The 24,082-nt window shown below is 48.2% G+C and carries 23 protein-coding genes; 13 read left to right on the top strand and 10 right to left on the bottom strand.

What is annotated here, in order from left to right; genetic code table 11:
- Positions 1–15 precede the first annotated feature (15 nt).
- The 10 genes from fliJ (at position 16) to rcsA (ending at position 6,759) form a co-directional block, all read left to right on the top strand.
- Complete coding sequence (gene fliJ, locus OGY01_RS04885) at positions 16–459, top strand: flagellar export protein FliJ (protein WP_045444334.1); 444 nt, start codon at positions 16–18, stop codon at positions 457–459.
- The gene (gene fliK, locus OGY01_RS04880) at positions 456–1,670 is read left to right on the top strand and encodes a flagellar hook length control protein FliK (protein WP_286492540.1); all 1,215 of its coding nucleotides are present in this window, start codon (positions 456–458) and stop codon (positions 1,668–1,670) included. The genes fliJ and fliK overlap by 4 nt, the downstream gene beginning before the upstream one ends.
- 104 nt (positions 1,671–1,774) lie before the next feature.
- On the top strand, positions 1,775–2,242 hold the full coding sequence (gene fliL, locus OGY01_RS04875) for a flagellar basal body-associated protein FliL (protein ID WP_045444339.1): 468 nt from the start codon (positions 1,775–1,777) through the stop codon (positions 2,240–2,242).
- Positions 2,243–2,246: 4 nt separating this feature from the next.
- Positions 2,247–3,251, top strand: coding sequence for a flagellar motor switch protein FliM (gene fliM / locus OGY01_RS04870; protein ID WP_045444342.1), 1,005 nt, complete (start codon positions 2,247–2,249; stop codon positions 3,249–3,251).
- The gene (fliN, locus tag OGY01_RS04865) at positions 3,248–3,661 is read left to right on the top strand and encodes a flagellar motor switch protein FliN (RefSeq protein WP_005127761.1); all 414 of its coding nucleotides are present in this window, start codon (positions 3,248–3,250) and stop codon (positions 3,659–3,661) included. The genes fliM and fliN overlap by 4 nt, the downstream gene beginning before the upstream one ends.
- Positions 3,661–4,038, top strand: a complete 378-nt coding sequence (gene fliO / locus OGY01_RS04860; protein ID WP_136345466.1) for a flagellar biosynthetic protein FliO — start codon at positions 3,661–3,663, stop codon at positions 4,036–4,038. Before fliN ends, fliO begins: the two co-directional genes overlap by 1 nt.
- Positions 4,038–4,775: a flagellar type III secretion system pore protein FliP gene (gene fliP, locus OGY01_RS04855; protein ID WP_045444346.1), complete on the top strand. Its 738-nt coding sequence runs from the start codon at positions 4,038–4,040 to the stop codon at positions 4,773–4,775. The genes fliO and fliP overlap by 1 nt, the downstream gene beginning before the upstream one ends.
- A gap of 9 nt (positions 4,776–4,784) precedes the next feature.
- Entirely contained in the window at positions 4,785–5,054 is a 270-nt protein-coding gene (gene fliQ, locus OGY01_RS04850; RefSeq protein WP_045444349.1) for a flagellar biosynthesis protein FliQ, read from the top strand.
- Between the two features lie 8 nt (positions 5,055–5,062).
- The gene (fliR, locus tag OGY01_RS04845) at positions 5,063–5,857 is read left to right on the top strand and encodes a flagellar biosynthetic protein FliR (RefSeq protein WP_045444352.1); all 795 of its coding nucleotides are present in this window, start codon (positions 5,063–5,065) and stop codon (positions 5,855–5,857) included.
- 278 nt (positions 5,858–6,135) lie between these two features.
- Complete coding sequence (gene rcsA, locus OGY01_RS04840; RefSeq protein ID WP_286492539.1) at positions 6,136–6,759, top strand: transcriptional regulator RcsA; 624 nt, start codon at positions 6,136–6,138, stop codon at positions 6,757–6,759.
- A gap of 54 nt (positions 6,760–6,813) precedes the next feature.
- Here rcsA and dsrB read toward each other — a convergent pair whose 3' ends face one another.
- Entirely contained in the window at positions 6,814–7,002 is a 189-nt protein-coding gene (gene dsrB / locus OGY01_RS04835; protein WP_045444358.1) for a protein DsrB, read from the bottom strand.
- A gap of 163 nt (positions 7,003–7,165) precedes the next feature.
- Between dsrB and yodD the strand changes: the two genes are divergently transcribed.
- A complete protein-coding gene (gene yodD / locus OGY01_RS04830; RefSeq protein ID WP_045444359.1) occupies positions 7,166–7,393 on the top strand; it encodes a YodD family peroxide/acid resistance protein in 228 nt (75 codons plus the stop codon).
- 206 nt (positions 7,394–7,599) lie between these two features.
- Here yodD and OGY01_RS04825 read toward each other — a convergent pair whose 3' ends face one another.
- Positions 7,600–7,782 carry a YodC family protein gene (locus OGY01_RS04825; RefSeq protein ID WP_045444360.1) on the bottom strand — a complete coding sequence of 61 codons (183 nt, stop codon included), beginning with the start codon at positions 7,780–7,782 and terminating at the stop codon, positions 7,600–7,602.
- A 77-nt stretch (positions 7,783–7,859) separates the two neighbouring features.
- A complete protein-coding gene (locus tag OGY01_RS04820) occupies positions 7,860–8,771 on the bottom strand; it encodes a DUF808 domain-containing protein (protein WP_200012797.1) in 912 nt (303 codons plus the stop codon).
- A gap of 178 nt (positions 8,772–8,949) precedes the next feature.
- Here OGY01_RS04820 and yedA point away from each other — a divergent pair, with 178 nt between their 5' ends.
- Entirely contained in the window at positions 8,950–9,870 is a 921-nt protein-coding gene (yedA, locus tag OGY01_RS04815) for a drug/metabolite exporter YedA (RefSeq protein WP_284096955.1), read from the top strand.
- On the opposite strand, the gene OGY01_RS04810 is transcribed toward yedA, so the two are convergent.
- The 3 genes from OGY01_RS04810 to OGY01_RS04800 form a co-directional block, all read right to left on the bottom strand.
- Positions 9,862–10,329 (bottom strand): very short patch repair endonuclease, encoded by a 468-nt coding sequence (locus OGY01_RS04810; protein WP_045444365.1) that lies wholly within the window; start codon positions 10,327–10,329, stop codon positions 9,862–9,864. The genes yedA and OGY01_RS04810 overlap by 9 nt on opposite strands.
- The gene (locus tag OGY01_RS04805; RefSeq protein WP_284096957.1) at positions 10,310–11,740 is read right to left on the bottom strand and encodes a DNA cytosine methyltransferase; all 1,431 of its coding nucleotides are present in this window, start codon (positions 11,738–11,740) and stop codon (positions 10,310–10,312) included. Before OGY01_RS04805 ends, OGY01_RS04810 begins: the two co-directional genes overlap by 20 nt.
- Positions 11,741–11,813: 73 nt before the next feature.
- Positions 11,814–12,509 carry a phosphohydrolase gene (locus OGY01_RS04800; RefSeq protein ID WP_225761105.1) on the bottom strand — a complete coding sequence of 232 codons (696 nt, stop codon included), beginning with the start codon at positions 12,507–12,509 and terminating at the stop codon, positions 11,814–11,816.
- Between the two features lie 426 nt (positions 12,510–12,935).
- Between OGY01_RS04800 and ompC the strand changes: the two genes are divergently transcribed.
- Positions 12,936–14,102 carry a porin OmpC gene (ompC, locus tag OGY01_RS04795; RefSeq protein ID WP_286492537.1) on the top strand — a complete coding sequence of 389 codons (1,167 nt, stop codon included), beginning with the start codon at positions 12,936–12,938 and terminating at the stop codon, positions 14,100–14,102.
- A 120-nt stretch (positions 14,103–14,222) separates the two neighbouring features.
- Here ompC and OGY01_RS04790 read toward each other — a convergent pair whose 3' ends face one another.
- The 4 genes from OGY01_RS04790 to OGY01_RS04775 form a co-directional block, all read right to left on the bottom strand.
- On the bottom strand, positions 14,223–15,854 hold the full coding sequence (locus tag OGY01_RS04790; protein WP_225761106.1) for an SgrR family transcriptional regulator: 1,632 nt from the start codon (positions 15,852–15,854) through the stop codon (positions 14,223–14,225).
- Positions 15,855–16,007: 153 nt separating this feature from the next.
- Positions 16,008–16,778 (bottom strand): response regulator transcription factor, encoded by a 771-nt coding sequence (locus OGY01_RS04785; protein ID WP_048221214.1) that lies wholly within the window; start codon positions 16,776–16,778, stop codon positions 16,008–16,010.
- Positions 16,779–17,557: 779 nt separating this feature from the next.
- Positions 17,558–19,012, bottom strand: coding sequence for an EAL domain-containing protein (locus tag OGY01_RS04780; RefSeq protein WP_286492536.1), 1,455 nt, complete (start codon positions 19,010–19,012; stop codon positions 17,558–17,560).
- A gap of 99 nt (positions 19,013–19,111) precedes the next feature.
- Positions 19,112–23,359: an autotransporter outer membrane beta-barrel domain-containing protein gene (locus OGY01_RS04775; protein ID WP_286492535.1), complete on the bottom strand. Its 4,248-nt coding sequence runs from the start codon at positions 23,357–23,359 to the stop codon at positions 19,112–19,114.
- Positions 23,360–24,082 lie beyond the last annotated feature (723 nt).

Genomic DNA, 24,082 nt, shown 5'->3' with positions numbered 1-24,082 from the left:
AGGAGAACATAGGTCATGGCACAACATGGTGCGCTGGCAACGCTGAAAGACCTGGCTGAAAAAGAGGTAGATGACGCCGCGATTCTTTTGGGAGAAATGCGTCGTGGATGTCAGCAGGCGGAAGAACAGTTGAAGATGCTGATCGATTATCAGCATGAGTACCGTACCAATCTTAATAGCGATATGGGTCAGGGTATTACCAGTAACCGCTGGATTAACTACCAGCAATTTATTCAAACGCTGGAAAAAGCGATTGAACAGCATCGCCAACAGCTTAATCAGTGGACGCAGAAAGTTGACCAGGCGCTCAACAGCTGGCGCGATAAAAAGCAACGGCTTCAGGCATGGCAGACTCTGCAGGACAGACAGACCACGGCGGCCTTACTGGCTGAAAACCGACTGGATCAGAAGAAAATGGATGAATTTGCTCAGCGTGCAGCTATGAGGAAACCCGAATGATTACTTTGCCCCAACTGATCACCACCGACACCGACGTAGCCGCAGGTCTTCAGTCAGGAAAAGCGGTAGATTCACCCGAGAATTTTTTAGCTCTGCTGGCTGGCGCACTAGGCGCGGGCGACGCGCAGGGTAAAGATGCGCCACTGTCCTTTGCGGATTTACAGGCGGCAGGAAGCAAACTGCAAAAGGGATTGCTGCAAAAAAATGGCGACACCACGCAAACAGCAAAGCTAGCCGACCTCCTGGCACAAAAAGAGGTGCAGACAGATGCCACGCTGGGCGATTTGACTGACGCACAGCAACTGCTGTCAGCACTTACCCCGTCGCTGAAAGTCAATGCCCTGTCAACGTTGAGCAAGGCCGCCCAACAGGACGAAAAAACGACAACGCTGAGCGATGAAGATCTCGCCAAGCTGAGTGCGCTGTTCGCCATGCTGCCAGGTCAACCAGCCGTTACGCCAGCCGCTGACACACCGACTGCACCGGCCGATACCGCCCTGACCACCCTGTTACGCGGCAATGCGCACGGTGCTAATGGGGATAATACCGCGGCGCTCGCAGCAGGTGACATGAAAAAAGGTAAAACGGATACCGCAGTACACACCAGTGGCGTTGATCAGGCCAGTAATCCGACATTAACACCGATGGCGGCTGCCGCTGCTGCCAGAACTGAGATCGAGAGCGCCCCCTCGCCAACGACCGCGAGTGTAGCAATAGCACCGCCGGTTGGCAGCCAAACACACGCGCAGCCACTGCCCACAGCCGCACCGGTATTGAGCGCGCCATTGGGTAGCCACGAATGGCAGCAATCGCTGAGCCAGCACGTTACGTTGTTCACTCGTCAGGGCCAGCAAAGCGCCGAACTGCGTCTGCATCCGCAGGATTTGGGTCAGGTACAAATTTCTCTCAAGCTCGATGACAACATGGCGCAGTTGCAAATGATGTCGCCGCATAGCCATGTTCGAGCGGCACTGGAAGCGGCATTACCGATGCTGCGCACTCAGTTGGCTGAAAGCGGGATCCAGTTGGGGCAAAGTAGCATCAGCAGCGAAAGTTTTGCCGGTCAACAGCAGTCATCTGCCCAGCAGCAACAGACTGGTCGCGCCCACGGGCAAGATCTTTTTGCCTCCGAAGATGAAGCAATGATGGCAGCACCGGCCTCGTTGCAAGCCATTGCGCGCGGTGATGGCGCAGTAGACATCTTCGCCTAACGCCAGAGGTAGCATGATTATCCGCGTCTTTTCCACGCTTTGTCGTGGACAGGACACGGGATAATCAGCCCATAAGCTGTACCGAAACAGGAAGCCCGTATCTGATGACTGACTCCGCGATTAACAAAAAGAGTAAACGCGCTATTTGGATCCCTCTGCTGGTGTTAATTACCCTCGCCGCCTGCGCAACTGCGGGATATAGCTACTGGCGCATGCAGCAGCAGCCGTCCGCCAGCGTCAAAGCGGAACCAGCCCCACCGCCGGCCCCGGTCTTTTTTGCACTGGATACGTTTACCGTCAATCTGGGCGATGCGGATCGCGTATTGTATATCGGCGTTACGCTACGCATGAAAGACGAAGCTACGCGCGCGCGTCTTAACGAATATCTACCAGAAGTACGCAGCCGTTTACTGCTGCTGTTTTCTCGTCAAAATGCCGCCACGCTCTCCACTGAGGAAGGCAAGCAACAACTGATTGCCGCCATCAAAGAGACACTCGCGACTCCGCTCGTTGTCGGGCAACCAAAACAGGTTGTCACCGACGTTCTTTATACAGCTTTTATTCTGCGGTAAAGACATGGGCGACAGTATTCTTTCTCAGGCTGAAATTGACGCATTGCTTAACGGCGATAGCGAAACTAAAGACGAACCCATTTCCGGTATTGCAAACGAAAGCAATATTCGTCCGTATGATCCCAATACGCAACGCCGCGTAGTACGTGAGCGTTTGCAAGCGCTGGAGATTATTAACGAACGTTTTGCGCGCCAGTTCCGGATGGGGTTATTTAACCTGCTACGCCGTAGCCCGGATATTACCGTGGGTGCGATCCGTATCCAGCCATATCACGAGTTTGCGCGTAACTTACCGGTTCCGACCAACCTGAACTTAATCCACCTGAAACCACTACGCGGTACGGGTCTGGTGGTGTTCTCGCCAAGTCTGGTGTTTATCGCCGTCGATAACCTGTTCGGCGGTGATGGCCGTTTCCCGACAAAAGTGGAAGGGCGCGAGTTTACCCATACTGAACAGCGCGTGATCAATCGCATGCTGAAGCTGGCGCTGGAAAGCTACAGCGACGCATGGAAAGCGATCAACCCGTTGGAAGTGGAGTACGTTCGTTCCGAGATGCAGGTGAAGTTTACCAATATCACCACATCACCCAATGACATCGTCGTGAATACGCCCTTCCATGTTGAGATTGGCAACCTGACCGGTGAATTTAACATCTGTCTGCCATTCAGCATGATTGAACCTTTACGCGAACTACTGGTTAACCCGCCGCTGGAAAACTCGCGTAATGAAGATCAGAACTGGCGCAATAATCTGGTGCGTCAGGTTCAGCATTCTGAGCTGGAGCTGGTGGCAAACTTTGCCGACATTCCGCTGCGGCTATCCCAGATTTTAAAGCTGAAACCCGGCGATGTACTGCCGATTGAAAAACCCGACCGCATTATTGCTCATGTGGACGGCGTGCCTGTGCTGACCAGCCAATATGGCACCGTAAACGGTCAGTATGCGTTACGCGTAGAACATTTGATAAACCCGATTTTGAATTCGCTGAATGAGGAACAGCCCAAATGAGTGATATGAATAATCCGTCCGATGAGAACACTGGCGCATTGGACGATCTGTGGGCTGACGCGTTAAACGAGCAAAAAACAACCACAACTAAAAGTGCGGCCGATGCAGTATTTCAGCAGCTAGGCGGTGGCGACGTCAGCGGTGCTCTGCAGGATATCGATCTGATCATGGATATTCCGGTCAAACTGACCGTCGAACTGGGGCGCACGCGCATGACCATTAAAGAGCTGCTGCGTCTGACGCAGGGTTCCGTCGTTGCACTGGACGGCCTGGCGGGGGAACCGCTGGATATTCTGATCAACGGTTATCTAATTGCCCAGGGCGAAGTCGTCGTTGTCGCGGATAAATACGGTGTACGTATCACCGATATTATTACGCCGTCTGAACGTATGCGCCGTCTGAGTCGTTAATGATGAATACCCAGGCCACTGTTTCTCAGCCAGCCGCTGTATCCGGATCTCCGTTGGTACAGGTAAGTGGCGCGCTGCTCGGGATCATCGTGTTGATCCTGGCGGCAGCCTGGGTCATTAAACGTCTGGGATTTGCACCGAAAGGGACCGGTACGCGAGGGCTAAAAGTCTCGGCCAGCACTTCATTAGGTCCGCGCGAGCGCGTGGTCATTGTTGAGGTCGAGGATGCGCGCCTGGTGCTGGGCGTCACTGCATCACAGATAAACGTACTGCACACCCTCCCCCCTGCGCCCATTATTGCAGAAGAAAAACCGGCCTCCCCTGCGGATTTCCAGGCCATGATGAAGAGTTTGCTCAAGCGTCCCGGGAGATCCTGATGCGCCGTTTGTTTTCCCTCACGCTGGTAGGCTTGTGGTTGATCAGCCCTGCCGCCTTCGCCCAGCTTCCTGGCCTTGTCAGCCAACCGTTGCCCGGCGGAGGTCAGAGCTGGTCTTTGCCTGTACAAACGCTGGTGTTTATCACCTCCCTGACGTTCCTGCCCGCTATTTTACTGATGATGACCAGCTTCACCCGCATCATCATCGTATTCGGTCTTTTGCGTAACGCGCTGGGAACACCGTCCGCCCCACCCAACCAGGTTCTGCTCGGACTGGCGCTGTTTCTGACTTTTTTCATCATGTCTCCGGTGATCGACAAAATCTACGTTGACGCGTATCAACCGTTCAGCGAAGAGAAGATCTCCATGCAGGAAGCAATGGAGAAAGGTGCTCAGCCGTTGCGTGAATTTATGCTACGCCAGACCCGTGAAGCTGACCTGGCGTTATTTGCGCGCCTGGCAAACAGCGGACCGTTACAGGGACCGGAAGCGGTTTCCATGCGTATTTTGCTTCCCGCTTACGTCACCAGTGAACTGAAAACAGCATTTCAGATAGGTTTTACTATTTTCATTCCCTTCCTGATCATCGATCTGGTTATCGCCAGCGTACTGATGGCGCTCGGGATGATGATGGTGCCACCTGCCACCATTGCGCTGCCATTTAAGCTGATGTTGTTTGTGCTGGTTGATGGCTGGCAGTTGCTTGTCGGCTCGCTTGCACAAAGCTTTTACAGTTAGAGGCGCGAAATGACTCCTGAATCGGTCATGATGATGGGCACAGAGGCAATGAAAGTTGCCCTTGCCCTCGCCGCACCTTTGCTGCTGGTGGCTCTCGTCACGGGGCTTATCATCAGTATTCTGCAAGCAGCAACCCAGATTAACGAAATGACGCTGTCCTTCATTCCCAAAATCGTCGCCGTCTTTATTGCCATCATCGTTGCCGGCCCGTGGATGCTTAACCTGTTGCTCGACTACGTACGTACGTTGTTCGGCAATATCCCCTATATCATCGGGTAGACAACACTATGCTGCAGGTGACCAGCGTTGAGTGGCTCCACTGGCTGAATCTTTACTTCTGGCCACTGCTGCGCGTGCTGGCGCTCATTTCTACAGCACCAATTCTCAGTGAGCGTGCGATACCCAAACGGGTGAAACTGGGGTTGGGACTGATGATAACCATTGTTATCGCCCCGTCACTTCCCTCGATTGACGTCCCCATTTTTTCCGCCGGGGCGTTATGGCTGGCGATGCAGCAAATCCTGATCGGTATCGCGTTAGGATTCACTATGCAGTTTGCATTTGCCGCGGTTCGTACAGCCGGTGAATTAATCGGCCTGCAAATGGGCCTTTCCTTCGCCACCTTCTTCGACCCAGGAAGTCGTCTGAATATGCCTGTGCTGGCAAGACTGATGGATATGCTCGCAATGTTGCTGTTTTTGACCTTTAACGGTCACTTATGGCTGATCTCACTGCTGGTAGATACCTTTCATACCCTGCCCATAGGGGGCAATCCGGTTAACAGTAATGCGTTTCTCGCCCTCGCCCGCGCAGGCAGCTTAATCTTCCTCAACGGACTGATGCTTGCCCTGCCGGTAATGACCTTGTTGCTTACCCTCAACCTCGCACTCGGATTACTAAATCGTATGGCGCCACAGTTGTCGGTATTTGTGATTGGCTTTCCGCTGACCCTGACCGTGGGTATTTCATTAATGGCCGCCCTGATGCCATTAATTGCACCGTTTTGTGAGCGATTATTCAGTGAAATTTTTAATTTGTTGGCCGATATCGTCAGCGAAATGCCTGTAAATAATAGTCCATAACTTTTATCCTGTTTTACTAAGGATTGTCCTAAATTTATAAACCAACAACATCCACCAGGATATATCTGTCGCGGTTTATTTGTTTTAGCCTCACTCACATATCGCAACATTTACTTTACTTTAAGATGTTTCCTGGCAAATTATACTCAACTTTACGGGATAGTAATTTCGCCTGAAAAACAGCGAAAGCGTCATCTTGGGTAGTTATTATTCCGTTTAGTTGTGATGCAATAATCAGGTAAGGGGAATTATCGTTACGCATTGAGTGAGGGTATGCCATGTCAACGATTATTATGGATCTATGCAGTTACACCCGGTTAGGGTTGACCGGGTATCTGGTAAGTCGGGGGGTGAGGAAAAGGGAAATCAACGATATTTCAACCGTTGACGAACTCCGCATCGCCTGCGAATCACTGCACCCTGCTGTGGTGTTTATTAATGAGGACTGTTTCATCCACGATCCAGATAACAGTCAGCAAATAAAGCAAATCATTAATCAACATCCCAGTACATTATTTATTGTGTTTATGGCAATTGCCAACGTACATTTTGATGAGTATCTCTTAGTAAGAAAAAATTTATTGATTAGTTCTAAATCGATTAAGCCCAATTCACTGGATGAACTTCTTGGCGATATTCTGAAAAAGGAAGTCGATATTGTCGTTGATGTAAAACTGCCGACATTATCATTAAGTCGCACCGAATCCAGTATGCTACGTATGTGGATGGCGGGTCAGGGAACAATTCAGATTTCTGATCAAATGAATATCAAGGCAAAGACGGTGTCATCCCATAAGGGGAATATAAAAAGGAAGATTAAGACGCATAATAAGCAGGTTATCTATCACGTCGTTCGACTCACCGATAACGTCACCAACGGGATCTTTGTGAATATGCGGTAAAACGTTCTGACTGGTGGGTCTTCCACCAGTCAGAATAAACCCGAAAGACTTACATCACTCCAGTTTTTCCACAAAGATACCATCCTGATGTCCTGACTCATTAAAGAACCAGATACCGAGCGGGTAGTCTTCCAGCGAAACCAGGTACATTGTGCCTTCACTAAACTCTTCGATTGCCAGTACCACGCCCGGTCGACGAGGTCCGCCGTCCGTTTTGACTGTAACCCGATCATTCACCTTCATAGTTTTCCTCCTGTGGCTTTGTGCCAGTGTAGAACAAATTCCTTTTTCTGGCAGCGCCTGGCGCGTGTGATTGCGGGTTTTCTCGACGGTCTATACTTAAGTAGCGTGCATCAGAAGTTTTGCGGCGCGCGCCCGATATCCGTAACGGTTGAGAGGTATGAGGATGAAAACCGCGAAAGAGTACAGCGATACGGCCAAACGCGAAGTCGGCGTCGATGTGGACGCTTTGCTGAAGGCAATCAACGAAATCTGCGAGAGCGAAATTCACCGAAGCCACGATGACCCGGAACGCGTTAGCGTTGACGGTCGTGATTACCACACATGGCATGAACTGGCTGAAGCGTTCGAGCTTGATATCCATGATTTCAGCGTGTCTGAGATCAATCGCTGACTATGGGCGAAAAAAATCCCGGCCCTTATCGGGTCGGGATCAAGCTTGCTTATGCAAGAAGCACTTGAAAATTCGTTACACCAGGAAATCTGATGTGTTGGCAACCTTATCTGCAATTTTTTTGTCTGACAAGTAAATAATTCTCACTAAAATGATAAATATAACTAATGATTGAGATATCACCGGGTTACGTTTGAGCGATATATTCAGATTTCCTGGCTAAGCGGTCTTCGTTCACCGGACACCAGTTCATCTTCGCGGAACGCCTCCCGCTTGACGCCAAAGCCGTCGTACCAGCGACACTCCACCATACCGCTGGCATACCCGGTAACGATCATACGTGGGCCGCCCTCTTTCGCGGTAACTTCCTCACTGACAGAAAAGACCATACCTGCCCCCTGTATCAAGAGAAACCTTTTCACCTTAGACGACAAAGAGCAGTTTTGCGTAACCAACCACAGAACATTTAGTGCGAAACACCGCGCAATTTTGCCACCATTTTCACCAACAGCACCACGATACCGCCAATGATGAAACCGAGGACGAGGTTAAGCAGGGTCGGAAGCATAAGCGCGATAAATGCGCTTTGCTGCTGCGAAAAATGTTCAATCGCATGATGTAACGGCGCAATGCCGTGCACCACAATTCCGCCACCCACCAGAAACATCGCCAGAGTACCGACTACGGACAACGTTTTCATAAGCCAGGGCGCGACTACCAGCAACCCTTTACCTGTCAACTGTGCGAGGGTACTGGTCTTTTCTACCAGCCAGTATCCGATGTCATCAAGCTTGACGATAATGCCAACCAGGCCGTACACGCCAATAGTCACCGCTAAGGCGATACCAGAAAGTACCAGCACCTGATTCAGCAAAGGTGCATCCGCCACAATACCTAAAGTAATCGCGACAATCTCAGCAGATAAAATAAAGTCGGTACGCACGGCCCCTTTGATTTTATCTTTCTCAAAGGTCAGTGGATCCTGCGCCGCAAGGGTGGCAAGACGTTGCTGACGTTCCACAGGGGTTTCCTGGTGCTTGCGGGCTTCCAGAGTATGAAGGACTTTCTCCACTCCTTCGAAGCAGAGAAACGCCCCGCCAATCATAAGTAACGGCGTGATAGCCCAGGGTATGAAAGCACTGATCAACAACGCCAACGGCACGAGGATAACTTTGTTGACGAAAGATCCTTTTGCCACGCTCCATACAACCGGAAGCTCGCGGTTAGCGCGTACCCCCGACACTTGCTGCGCATTGAGCGACAGGTCGTCCCCCAACACTCCCGCTGTTTTTTTCGCGGCCAGTTTTCCCATCATGGAGATATCGTCGAGAAGCGTGGCGATATCATCAAGTAAAGTGAGTAAGCTACTTCCTGCCAAAATTTTTACCCTCAATATTATTTTTTTGCAGTCGTAAGTATGAAGTAAAACACGTAATGCTGAAACCGGCCTTTCTGGTCAACAATTATTTAACAACAGCGGACAATTATAAATCTCGCCAGCAAGATAGTTTTGACGTTTACTATGTTGCACCTTTTTATTTCCACCGTGAGGGATTATGCGTTTCAGGCAATTGTTACCACTTTTCAGTGCGCTGTTCGCGCTGTATATCATTTGGGGTTCCACGTACTTCGTTATCCGTATCGGTGTTGAAAGCTGGCCGCCGTTGATGATGGCTGGCGTGCGTTTTCTCTCTGCGGGAATTCTATTAACTGCGTTTTTACTTATTCGCGGTCATAAGCTGCCGCCTTTACGCCCGCTCCTTAATGCCGCGCTGATCGGTATTCTGCTGCTGGCAGTGGGTAATGGTCTGGTTACCGTCGCAGAACACCAAAATGTCCCTTCCGGCATCGCTGCCGTGGTAGTCGCCACGGTTCCACTGTTTACTCTTTGCTTTAGTTATTTTTTTGGTATCAAAACGCGCAAACTGGAATGGGTGGGGATTGCTATCGGACTGGCAGGGATCATCATGCTCAACAGCGGGGGAAATCTGAGTGGCAATCCGTGGGGGGCCGTGTTAATTCTAATCGGCTCGATGAGCTGGGCATTTGGCTCCGTATACGGCTCACGCATAACCTTACCCGTCGGCATGATGGCTGGTGCGATTGAAATGTTAGCTGCGGGTATTGTGCTGATGTGCGCATCGCTTCTCAGCGGAGAAAAATTAACCACTATGCCATCACTTTCCGGCTTTATGGCGGTGGCTTACCTGGCCCTGTTTGGCTCTATCATCGCCATCAACGCTTATATGTACCTTATCCGCAATGTTAGCCCAGCCCTGGCGACCAGTTACGCTTACGTCAATCCTGTGGTGGCTGTGTTGCTAGGAACAGGTCTGGGCGGTGAAAGCCTGGCGCTCATCGAGTGGTTGGCTCTGGGCGTGATAGTTTTCGCGGTAATACTGGTGACACTGGGTAAATACCTTTTTCCCGCCAGGGCCGACGCTGTCGCGGCTCCATCGGAAAAGTCCTTACAGTAAATGAATGCCAAGAGTGTCAATCTGCGCGGTGGAGCCACCGCCGCAGATCCACTCAATAACGCGTTCCGACAGTGCCTCATCCGCGAGTTTTTTTCGTCCCCGTAACGCACATTCCCAGACAATCAGTACACGCCAGCCTTGCGCCTGTAGCTTTTCGCGATCCCGTCCGTCACGCTCGACATTCTTGCTTATTTTATCCAGCCAGAAGGCTGTTCGGGTGGCTGGCGTCTTAAACAAATAACAGTTGTGGTGATGCCAGAAACAGCCATGGGTGAAAATCACGCACTGATAGTCATCCACGACAAAATCAGGGCGACCCGGTAACGCAGCATCCTGAACGCGAAAAGTAACTCCCTGCTCTGTCAACACGCTGGCCAGTCTTTTTTCAATAGCCGTATCGCGGGTGGCGATTGCCCGCATATTTTTACTGCGTGTTGCTTTATCGTGAACGTCTGCCATGCAGATTCTCTTTTTCTCGCATCGCAACGGCCTGTTTGATTTTTGGCTCCAGCAGTCTGGCAACCGCTGCGAATGCAGGGACGACCACCGAGTTACCAAACTGACGATAGGCCTGGGTATCTGACACCGGAATTCTGAACTGATATCCCTGAGGTGATTCAAATCCCATCAGACGCGCGCACTCTCTGGGCGTTAGTCTGCGTGGACGGTGCAACTGATTCTTGGGATCGTCGAAATCTTTTTCCCCCAGCGCCATGTCCCAGCCACGATCAATCAGGATTTCCGCCCCGTCTTTGTAATAGCGTGCAGATAGTGTGCGCGTCACGGTATCCGGGTTGTCGGGATACACCATGCCGTAACCAAACCCGTTTCCGCGCGCCTGATGCTTTTTCGCATAACGATAGAGATATTTCCACAGCACTGGCGTCAGTACATATTTCGCATCAACCGTCGGCTCAAGTAGTTCCGCCAGCGTAAGACGTCGCTGCGGGTAGCGGGTAACAATATTGCGCAGCGTAAAGTCTGTTTTCAAATTCAGACAGCGTCGAAAACCAACGAGCACAATACGTTCGCGATGCTGGGGCAAAAAATGTTTTCCATCGATGATTTTGGGATCATCCGGTCCGTTATCCGCCGCATCCGCTACGTCATAACCCAGTTCATCCAGCGTCTGCATAATGATACGAAACGTTTTTCCCTGGTCATGACTCTTCAAGTTTTTGACATTTTCGAGCACAAATATAGCCGGACGTCGCGCATCAATAATTCGGACGACATCAAAAAATAGCGTGCCTTGTGTATCGCAGGCAAAACCGTGAGCACGACCTAACGCATTTTTCTTTGATACGCCAGCCAGAGAGAACGGCTGACAAGGAAAACCCGCCAGCAGCACATCATGCTCAGGAACATGCTGGCGAATATGTTCTGCCGCCTGTTGGTCACTCACCCCTTCATGGTGACTGAGCGTGATATCGCGAATATCTTCATTAAAGTAATGTTGATTCGGATCGCAATAGTTGTTCGCTTTGTAAGTTCGCACCGCATGCTTGTTCCACTCGCTGGTAAAAACACACTGTCCGCCTATTGCTTCAAAACCTCGGCGAATGCCACCAATTCCGGCAAAAAGATCGATAAAACGAAAAGCATAATATGGATGATGCGCGGGCGGCGTGGGAAGCAAAGTCTTCAGATGAGCAAGTTCATTATCGCTAAGGCGATGCCATGTCTCATTCGCAACTACGCGCTTAAAGATTGCCGGGCTCCAGTGATTCTCGCCAATCCCATTAAGATGAGCGACCAGCGTTTTTACGTCGTAGATCTCAAGCAACTTCACCAAAATCGCCTGCGCGGCGGTCCCGGTATCATCTGTCATCAGGTTCATGGTGCCTGCTACTGAAAATTTTTCCTGCATACGTTTAACCGGCCGAAATGGATGGTCGACAGGTTAACATAAAATAGAGGTGTTGACGTTTTGACTGTTATGTCTACTGATTTGATGTAAAGGGTTGAATAGCAGCGAGATCCAGCATTTCATATTCCCCTTTCAGCTCTGCGCTTAATTTCGCCATATAGGTCAGCAAAAAGTCAGCATTATGTTGTGCCAGATGCCGTCCTTGCTCAGTTTGCATCGTCATCGGTAACGTCAGCAATTTGGTCTGAAAATGGTCAAGCGCATATTGCTTATCGTCTGGGGTCCGGTGTCGGGCAAAAGGATCTTCCGCGTCAAACAATGCTACGCCCAATGCGCCCGAAACAGCAAACACACGTGCTAAACCGATGGCCCCTAAAGCTTCAAGTCTGTCAGCATCCTGGACAATTTTAGCTTCAATAGTCTCAGGCGTGATTTTTGCGCTAAAGCTGTGCGCTTCAATGGCGTGACTCACCGCTGGTAAATGGTCTTCAGGAAAATCAGGAAAGTCTTGAACCAACAAACGGCGCGTCTCCTCTGCGGCCAACACTGACGAACGATGACGGTCAGGATGGTTTTTCGGCAAGCTGACAAGATCATGGAAATAGCAGGCTGTCAGAACCACCAACCAGTCAATCTCTGCGCCATTACCCAGCTTTTGCGACGTCATCCACACGCGTCGAAAATGAAAAATGTCATGCGCAGCATCTTGTCCCAAGTGATTTTTGCGTAACCACGCTTCAAACTGCGACTGCCAGTATTGTAAATCCACGTTAACGCTCTCAGCAGAAAGAAAACTACCTTAACAATAAAAGTCATCACAGACCACATACAGTTGTGTTCTTTATAAGAAGTAATTACTACATAGCATCAAAGAATGAATACAACCAAGTTTACAATATGACATGGCAACAATATGCGATTAAAGAAATCATTCCTTACGCACATAATATATAAAATCACCATGATTAAAATATAACCCATAACATCATGAAAACATACATTTAAATATTTAATAAAACAATAAGGCACATATTAAATAGTTATCAAAAAACCAAACGGAAACATATTGAAATATTTAAAATATATTTGTTACATGTTATCTTTTAAATCAATCGAACTTAATAGAATAGTATCTAAATGTAGTTACTGGATAGAGCTACATATTCTTATCAATTATTATTAAAGGAAATATATAATGAAAAGAAAAGTTTTGGCATTACTTCTTCCTGCGTTATTAGCTGCCGGCGCAGCAAATGCTGCTGAAATCTATAATAAGAATGGCAATAAACTCGACGTGTACGGCAAAGTTGATGGTCTGCGTTATTTTTCTAATGATGCAGGCAGTGACGGTGATCAGACCTATGCGCGTCTTGGCTTTAAAGGTGAAACCCAGATCAACGATATGATGACGGGCTACGGTCAGTGGGAATACCACATTCAGGCCAACGGCCCCGAAAGCGATCACGGTGATTCCTGGACTCGTCTGGCCTTTGCCGGTTTAGGCTTCGGTCAGAATGGTACCTTCGACTATGGTCGTAATTACGGTGTAGTCTACGACGTTGAAGCGTGGACCGATATGCTGCCAGAGTTTGGTGGTGATACCTACGCCCAGACCGATGTTTACATGACAGGGCGTACCAACGGCGTTGCAACCTACCGTAACAATGGCTTCTTTGGTCAGGTTGATGGTCTGAACTTTGCGCTGCAATATCAGGGTAATAATGAAGGGCACAGCGCAAATCAGGAAGGTTCTGGTAATGGCAATAGTCGTAAACTGGCTAAACAAAATGGCGATGGTTATGGCATGTCCGCCTCTTATGACTTTGACTTCGGTTTAAGCATGGGTGCTGCCTATTCCAGTTCAGATCGTACAAATGATCAGGTTGCAAAAAGCAACCGCAATGACAAATCCAGCATTACTGCGGGCGGCGATACAGCTGACGCATGGACTGTTGGTACTAAATACGATGCGAATGATGTTTACCTGGCGGCAATGTATGCTGAAACTCGCAATATGACCTCATATGGCAACAGTGACGGGATCGCGAATAAAACGCAGAACTTTGAAATCACAGCCCAGTATCAGTTTGACTTTGGTCTGCGCCCTTCCGTTTCCTACCTGTTGTCTAAAGGTAAGGACTTAGGTGGTCAGGGCGTTTATAATAACCGTGGTATCGCTCAGTACACCGACAAAGATCTGGTGAAATATGTCGACGTCGGTGCGACTTACTACTTCAACAAAAATATGTCCACCTACGTTGATTATAAAATCAACCTGCTGGATGAAGACGATCAGTTCTACGCCGATAACGGGATCGCGACTGACGACATCGTTGCAGTTGGTTTAGTCTATCAGTTCTAATCTGCTCATTAATACGCAAGCCCGCTTTATATAAAGCGGGCTATTTTATTTATGCTGACCCGTCCTGAATGACGTTTTTAAATTGCGAGGAAGTATCAGGTATTTCCTCGCCGAAAGTACTCAGTTAACGTCCACCCAAATTCGATTAAAATCTGGCCATCCCTGGGGAAATACAGTTACGTCGCAGATCCCCTTGCTTGCCCGCACTTCAAACTTCAGGGTGAATAGCGGAGACACGCAGCCAGTCCTGATCAGTAAGTCCATTATCCTGCGTATACGCTCAGGATAGCGTGCTTCATCCCGTCCAAGGCGAATCAGGAGCTGACTAAGCCTGCTATAAAATGTCGGTGGCGTGAATTGCCGGATCATAACCGAATGACAGAAGCGAGTTTCTGGTGCGAACCACCATGGGGTTTGAAAGCGCAGATCCGACACACCTATATCGCAGTCATCCCATTTTTCAGGCAGGAACCACAAATTGGCATCAATGGGGCGTATCGTCAGTTTACATCCCCAGTAACGCATCTGACGCTGAAGATTTTTCATCAATGCTTCCGTCTCAGGCGCCCAAAAGTAGCCGAGCGTCACCGCTGGCGGCAGCAAAACGACTTCCGCATTCTCAGACAATGCAGGTACTGACCATTGCTCACTGACAGGTGATACATTCTCACGCCCAATAAGCGATCTCAGAGCAACGCCAGCCAGTGCCTGAATAAAACGTTGCTGCGATGGGTTCAGACTCCCACTGCGATTATTAAATGCAAGGTAGACAAAACCAGCATCATCTTTCGGGAGATACTGAAACGTCGCTCCCTCCGGCTCCTCATCCGGGTGTAGCAGGACCACTGTGGTCCACTGCCTGCCAGGCAAACGGGCCTCAATACTGTACTCGATGGTCTGTATCCGCGGTTTCGTACCGTGATAACAATAAGATGCCTCAAGCTGCAATTGATGATCGTTATGCACCCGGATCGCGAAAGGCCCTAACCCCGTTTCCCCCGACTGCGGGTGAGCAAGCCGGTGTACCGGATCGGCCAATCGGTATGCCAGCATCGCATCAGGTCGGGACAGTGACAAAATCAGGGTATCTATACCGCGGTCTTTTTCCAGCTCGACGGAAGTCACATGAGAAAATGCAGGACGAGCAAGGTGAATCTGCAACGACTGTAACAACTGGTCGGCATGAACAGGCTCCCCATTGTGCCAGGTCAGGCCTTGTCGTAAAGGAAATCGCCAGGTCTGTAAATTCTGGCTTTTTTTTGCAGCCATCGCCACGTCCGGCACTGCAACACCTTGATCGTTGATGGAAGTCAGTCCGGCATGAACCATATTCAACAGATGGCGTTCAACCCTCCCGGTATGGTCAGAGGGCACAATGGCATCAATTGGACGGTAGAAACGAATACACACACGGTTACTGCTAACATCCTCTGGGGGAGAACTTTCATATTCTGAATCTAACGTCGCGCTCACTTCGAGGAAAATTTTCTCTTTTTCCTGCATAGAGACATCTTTCACACGGCAGTGTAAACGCCCCCTGGCTCCCTGGCCACGCTGTCCGGTCCAAGATAGCCACTGACGTGCCATCATCGACTGGAGTAACACCCGAGTATAGCGACGGCAGCATCCCAGTTCTTCAGCAATTTCCTGTAGCGTCACCGCCGCGGCAGTCGTCTGCCAGCGAGCAACTAATCGTTGATAGTGAGATTCCAGACAGGATGTCTTGGGGGCGTATTTTCTATCCCGATTCATTACTGACATCATCCATTCCTTTATTTTTACAACCTTTCCTGATACCGCGAGTGGTGCAGAATATTTTCAGTTAATAGAGCATAGAAAAACAATCAGTGTTATGCCCCCAAAAAAACTTAAATAGAGGTATAACACCACTTATTCTCGCAGGGTTTATTCAGTCACTTTCAGTCGTATGCGTGGTTTTTCGTCCCTGTCAGATTTTGCTGTAAAAAAAGGCGTGATGCACTGACGGTTATTCATGCCCATTTTAGGCAGAGTACTGGCGATAGCTGTTGCAGGTGAAACTGTTGCCTTAAGCCTGCGAGTTGGCTCATAACGCTTCCACCACAGAATAAAATCCATCAGCTCGACATTGTTGCTCAAGCTAAATTTGCGCATGAGACTGTGTTTCTGTGAACTTACCGTCTTCGGACTTAGAGCCAGCCTGTCCACCAACTCTGATAACGACGTTCCCTGGCTTAAATAGTCGATAACTCGTTCCTCAGATTTAGTTAATAGCAACGGACGACAGGCATGACAACTAACCTCTTTCGTCTGAAACCGGCGATGCCAGGCCAGTATTATCTGACGCCGAATTTCCGCAAGAGTATCTGTTCTGTGCAGAAACACACAGTTATGCTGACACGGAAGAATTGTGTTCTGCGAAATCTCTCCGCGTGCCGAGCTGATGACAATCAGCAGGCTGCACTGCTTACGTAATCTGTATTCAGGGCGACACATTGCCTGCACACCTGCAGCACAATGATCAACATAGATATCCGCAACACGGATGGAGGAATTGCCAGGCGCCCCAGTCATTCGGGACAATGAAATCCCCATTCCATGGGTAAAAATATCTTCCAGTAAAGACAACATTCCCTGGCTGTAAATCTGGTTATCATCATTAAATGCTACCAGTAATGTTGAAGATTTAAATTTCATTCATGTATTCCTGCTGCTCACTTGTGAAGCTTTGGTTTATCGCCCGGTTAAATATTTGGCAATAACCGAAGACGACATCAATTCGTAATAATGACTGAAATATACGATCGTTAATCACTCATATTTTTACGATATATTTAGCCAGCTGTTAATAGCAGCCAAATGAATATCCCTTCTGTGATATATATTGTGTATAAATGCGGGTTCTAAATCACTAACAGAAATAATGACTCATGTTGTATTTTTGGCGACACCCAACGACATAAAAAACCAAGCCCCCAGGACATACAGATAAATATACATCAACGTTACCAGTGTGATGCTTCACAAGCTGGAAAAGAACACTAAAACATCATAACGGACGAATTTGAAAATCATCCACTTAAAAAAACGGATAAAATTATTAGTGATTTCCTTTTGCAATTTACAAAAAATAATTTCAATTCAAATAATCACAAACTCCAGTCAGATAGAGAACCTAAAAAACATTATACCTAATAATAAGTTACTATAAAATAACGCGACGGCCGTAAAAGTTATTTTTGCAGTTAAACACTCCGCACAAACAAAAAAAACACAATTTAATTCGTTCGTAATCAAACTAATCCCATTAAAGCAGTGTAAAACTCTACGCGAGCACAAAAACACACCCAATAAAAAATAACATGCAACATAATAGCAACCAAAACCAAACTATACAGCCACAACAAATAATAAAAATTCACTTTACCAGTAATTGAGACCTAAAAATTGTTAGCGCAAATCTATAACAGGTGCTCTTATTTTTTGTGCACGGAATTATCAAACCTGGCGTAAAAAACATTAAAGGGAACGGGCTTGCTAAATAGATACCCTTGCCCAAGAGCAACCCCCATCTGCTGGAGTTTCTCCTGTTGTTTTTTATTTTCAATACCTTCAGCAACCAAAGGAATCTGTACCAGTTGAGAGAGATGAACAATGTTGCTGACGATGGACTCTTCAACGCCTCCTCTGCCCAGTGAATCAATAAACATCTTATCTATTTTCAGATATTGAGGAGAAATTCTCTGCAACGCCGCATGGTTTGAATAACCAGTACCAAAATCATCCAGAGCCAGCGATGCACCTGCGTCTTTCAATCGGTTAAGTACATTTTCCTGGATTAGATTCAGCTGCCTTTCAGTGATTTCCAGCATCACACCGATATCAATCAGACTCATGCGTTGAATAAATCGAATACAGGCGTCTGTAAATTTATTGCACTCCAGGGATTCAGGCGGGATGTTAATACCGATATGAAACGATGTCTCTCTGCGATTACCTATTTGTTGCATATCCACTTCTACCCGCTCCAGTAAACTGAGCGTCATTGCATTAATCAGCCCATTTTTTTCCGCATCATGAATAAACTCATTAGGTGGAACAATCCCCCGCTCCGGATGGTTCCATCGGGCAAGAACTTCAGCTCCTACAATTTTTCCGGACATGAGTTCTACGACAGGTTGATAATATGGAATAAATTCGTCGTTATCTATCGCCCGTGCAAGCGTTTCAATCGATGACAATCGCTGTATATGACGCAGGTGAACACATGATTTTATCAACAGAATCAAAAATAAAATAATGATATAGCGATTATCTTGTAAATAATCACCGACCTGTCGATTGGATTTATCCACAATCCAGAAAGGATAATTATGTGAAGCCACCCGGGTCATAGATTTGCTATCGGGGTGCAGTAAGAACAACGCATCTATTTTTTTATCATGGGAAAATTTTTGTAAAATATTATCGATGACTGCCTTATAGACCGCAACCGCAACCACTTGCCCCGCTGCAGGGAAATAAACCATATACATATCCGTCTTTTGACGATGAACCAACTCAATCATCAAAGAGTGAGTGGTTGTACCTGACGAATGAATTCCCAGCGATTCCCTGCCTTCAAGAGATGAGCAAGTCCATTCGCCGTTTTCGATAATATTGAGTGAGCGGATGCTGTCTTCTGATGCCGTCAGACGGTTCAGTGTTCGCAACAACTCGTCCGTACAGGCTTCGTGGATATGTGTACTGGCAAGTGCTGCCAGTGTCCGTGCGCCATTAAAAACACGATTAATTTCTTCTACCAGATTACCTACTGCGTGTTCCCTGATGAGTTCTTCCTCTTTATTCCATTGCAACCATGAGGCCAGCATTCCGGTCAGAAGAAAAAGCAACACCATCACTGTGGGCGCAGCTTTCTTGGTTATAGACATAATTAACTCGTATTATCGGACAAAGCACCCACCGGGGTGCTTCCGGTATAGTTAAGAAATTCAGGCGAAAGTCTTACATGCTGCATCAATCCAACGGCATCAGAAATTCCATTTCACACCGACCATTGCGGCGCTGTCGTTATAGCCTTTATCGCCAACCTGAACGCCAACGTTACCCCACAGATTCAGACGGGAAGTTACCTGACCTTCCACACCAACCTTAACTTCACCGATGTTTTTCGCACCATTCTGACGTACATTCACGCCATCCATCGTTGCACTAAAATCTCGGCTATTGTGGATCCAGTTAATCTCAGCAAAAGGCTGGAATTCTCGCGATTTACCGTTATCCATCTGATGATGGCTGTTAATCCAGGTTTTCATGCCCAGACGCGTCTGTAAGTTACTGCTGCCGTTGCTGCTGACTCGCGTCCCGTTGCTTTCAAGATGATCGTCAGCGTCCACTCCCATCCACACAGCCTGCGCCTGAGGCTGTACATACCATTCGTTCAGTGTCCCTTTGCTACCATTGAACACACCCAGTTTCTGGGTGTAGCCCGTTTCCAGTGAGGCCGTTACTCCGCTGGATTTATACGACTCGCCCTGCAGATCATCGCCCTTCACATGGTTATTGAACCAGTTGTACTGTACCCAACTATCCAGATACGCGCCGTTGTGTGACTCATCATTGGCGTACCATGTCGCATATACGCCGGCACTATAGCCATTCACCGATCCCTTAGCATCGTATCCGGTTCGTGAAGACCGGGTGTTGTTGTGTTCATTGCCATAGCCCGCCATCACGCCAAGATGCCAGCGATCAACCTCGTTCTGACTCCACTGAGCAATATCTCCCCCCAGCTGCAGCACATAGCGATTGCTCTGGGTTTTCAACTGCCCGCTGCCATCACGCCAGCTATTGTGTCCTCCGACATGGCGCATCCACATACTGGTAATTTTCTGCTTCCCGGTAAGTGCATCCGTGTACCGGGTCTCACCCTGGCGATCGTGAAGTCGCGTGACGAACATATTGTTCGCTGCTGCCAGGTTTGCGGTGTAGCTGCTACCTTCCGGACGCAGGTCCTTCTCGGTATCTGGATTGGGTTTCGGATCGGGATCCGGATTGGTTTTACCGCTGGTGAGGTACCAGTTGCCGCTGTTCTCATCCAGACCACGCCCCAGGGTATAATCGTAGGCACCCGCGACGATACGTCCCGCCTGGGTAAATTCACCGTTTGACTGTCCATCAACGTGAATCACCTCTATTCCGTCAACAGTCGCAGCCCCTTTACCACCCGCATTCGTCACACTGACAGACGTTTTGCCACTCGTATCGCCATTAATCACCAGCTTATCCGTAACGGAACTGTCGTCACCCAACGCCGCATTTAATGACAGATGGCCATCGTTACCGGTGTAGTTCCCCTTAACGACCAGTTGATTACCCGCCAGTTGACCATGAATACCAGTAACAAGGTCACCGCTGTTCAACAAATCACCACCTACAGTAAACAGCTGAGGGTTGTCGCTCACCACCGACCCGACCAGTAACATACCGTCGTTATCGATGTTGCCTGCTACTCCACCAGAGCCGGAGAGCACCGCCCCGTCATGAATAGTGACCTGCGTACTGGCAAGTACCACCGGAGAGTCTGCCTGTCCCAGTTCCAGTCTACCTTGTTCGATAACAGTCTGGCCGGTCCAGGCCGCGTTATCACCTACGGTAATGGTCCCGGCGCCTGTTTTGGTTACGCTTCCCTGACCGTAAATCTCGTTGTCGAGTTGCCATGTGCTCTCACTGTTAAGTACCAGTGAACCGACATTACTGACTTGCGCATCGCCCAGGTTTTCCGCCGTCGAAGCCGTAAGCCGGGAGTCCGCATCAATGGTGAACTGCCCGGAGAAATCACTGTTATTCCCTGCCAGCACCACATCGCTGCCGCTCAGTTCTACCAACCCAGCGTCACTGATATTGTTATATAGCGTGCCTACGGATTTGCTCAGAGACAGCGTGCCCGCTGCGACGATATTTCCCACCCCCAGCCCAAGGGTATTATTCATCAACACACTTGCATCTTCTGCGATGGTTGTTTTAGCCGTCAGCGCACTGTTTTCACCGGTTACCGTCAACGTGTCGCCGATAATCTTCAGCTCGCCGCTGCCAGCCAGCGTACCGTCAACAGAACCACCATGTTGCAGCGTCAGGCTTCCGCCGTTGATATTCAGCAACGAATCCGCCACAGCAGACAGTTGATCAATTGTCTGGCTGTGACCATTCATATCAAAACCGGTTTCTGCTGCCAGACGAAGTTCACTCGTTTGCCCAAGAACGTTGTCGTTTTGCATCAGCAAATTACCACCACGAACATCGGTGACCCCGGTGTAATCATTATCAGTATTAGACAACGAAACGGTCTGCCCTTTCTGACTGTCAATTGCCAGATCGCCATTACCCGTTACACGGGCACTGAGGTCTGCCGCATTTCCGCTATTACCATTCGCACCCAGGGCCAGCGCATTATCGCCAGACGCAAGAAGTTCCACCTGCGTCAGCCCGTAACTGATATACAACCCGTCATTATTCTCACCGCTGGTAAGACGGTAATCATAGGTCCCTTCAGCTACAACCTCGCCGTTCTGACTGATAGAGGATTCGACGGCATCACTGATAACCTTTCCGTTCTGGTCCGTCAGTATCAAATTTCCTGCGCTGCCGATAGTGTCCCCATCACTGGAAACGAGTTGAATCAGGCTGTTTCCATCATCCTGCTCCAGAAGAGTAATATGGGTATTCGGTGTGGGAGTATCGTTATTTATCATTCCCCCCGTGGTTACCTGTATCGTTCCCTTTCCTGAAACATCCAGATCTCCGGTGGTATGAACTGTTTCCGTGCTTTCTGTCTGACCTGGGATAACATCTCCGAACACCAGCTTCCCACCATCAAACGCAAGCTCGTCAATAACCTGTTGACCATTCCCAACACTGACCACACTTCCTTCACCTAAACTCAGCAACATATTTTTCAGCGCAGCGGTATTCGTACCTGCCAGAGAAAATAATGTGTCTTTAAGCGCCAGCGTGCCGTTGAAATTCTCAGTCACTTCGGAGGAGTTAAAATCAAATGTATTTCCCGCTGCATTAATCTGAAGTACGCCCTGCCCAGTAAGCGTGTTAATAAACTGCCAGTCGTGAGCTGCGTCAATCTCCAGTAAGCCTCCGGTCATGGTAATTTCATTTGTGCCGATATTTTGTTGTTCTGAAATAACCAGTGTGGCAGGAGAGGAAATATTAAAACGCCCCCGAAAAGCGGAGTTATCACCGGACAAGGTAGAAACCCCACTCTCAGCATTTACTGAACCTGTACCGCTTATATCCGCATCAAGGACAAAATCCGTGTTGGTATGATTAAGTGTTAATACACCATCACCAACACCAAAAATAATTTTCTTAGTATCAATAATGCCGGCAACCGCCGCATCAGCACCCGCTCTGGCACCTACTGCCAGTTCACCGCTGGACCCGGAATCTTGCGCGATAACAATCTCTGGAGCACTGAGTATTCCACTATCGGAAGCAACCGCCGTCCCCTTACCCTGAAGTCCAACAGTCATTTTATCATTCGACGATATTATTGAATCAGCACCCTTTACGCTCATCAGATTATCGTAGGCTTTCGTCTCATCCATATTGCCTACCGAGATTGTGGCTTCACTATGGGTATGTCCACCATTTGACGTGGTGAGGCTTCCGGAGCCGTATGTTCCGACATGAATACTGCCCACACTCCATAATTCACTGTCTGTACCATCAACACTCACAACACCTGACGTTTCTCCGGATGAAGATGCCCTGCCGCCGATCCATATACCACCGGATTGATGGCGAACTTTTCCGCCATCAGAAATATTCATAAACCCATTTCCGTCCCCGGCCCCCACCTGGAGAGCTGCAGCATTTGTAGAGGATATGGTGACGAGACTTCCCTGCCCGGAAACATTAAGAGTGCCAGTCCCTTTATGGTTTTGACCATCGATAGACCCTCCAATATCAAAGGGATAACTCATTGATTCTGCGCTAACTGTCAATTTCCCGCCATCAATGACATTTACTGTACCGGTAGAATCTTCCTGGCCAATATGGAAGTATTTAGTTAAAACGTCACCACCTTGAACAATATTCAGAGCACCGTCTGTTTCATACCCAACTCTGATGCGACTCGGGTTGTTTGAGGTCTCATCCCATACGGAATCAATTGTAACTTCCTGGTTATTATTGATATCATTAGCCATTGCACTTGTAGTACACAGCGCAGATATAACAGCAATAAACACTTTGCTTAATTGCATAAACACAGCCTTACATTAGAATAGATACAGCAACGGATAATGACCATCAGTTATATTGATCACTATTTTCGTCACATATGAATGATGATGTAACCATTAGTCTGGCTAGCAAATCTGGGCAAAAAATACCTGAGCGATACCATTAATCAGGCGTTTGATTATTATGATTAAATATATTTTAAGATTAATGCGTACACTGAAGTTTCTTTAGGCTCTATTTTTAAGATAATAGTAAAGACATTCCTCTTTCCTGAACCAGCAAGGTCAAATCCAGCCCGTCATTATTCAACGATAATTTTATCGTTTCTGAATTAATCGATCTTCACTTTTACTTTGATGTGAAAGATCAGCCTAAAACACCTTCAGACACACCTGGGTTGAATCAGGAAAAATATCTCAGAGCACAGGCATCTTATCGACACCCAAAATCAAATTCAACAATATTTGAAAACAATATTTTTGTTGAATTTAAGGGCCGCAAGATTTACCATTTAGAAACAATGGCATAGAAAAAACCAACGCAATTAAAAATAGGATTTATCTGCTTAAAAACGCTATAAACCAATTATCACCTGGAAAATAATCATACAAAAAATTATTCGCTTGCTTACTTTTACACCAACACGTTGCTTGTTTCCTGTGATCTGTAAACAAGATTTTACGACAAAAACAAACATTTGTTGAAAAATACAATTTCGTTTAATTCAGGGCGGAGCTGTGGTA

The organism is Citrobacter sp. Cm038 (assembly GCF_030333105.1).
Classification (GTDB): Bacteria; Pseudomonadota; Gammaproteobacteria; order Enterobacterales; family Enterobacteriaceae; genus Citrobacter; species Citrobacter murliniae.
The sequence above is the reverse complement of the archived record's forward strand: the minus strand, read 5'-3'. Positions and strand labels throughout refer to the sequence as shown.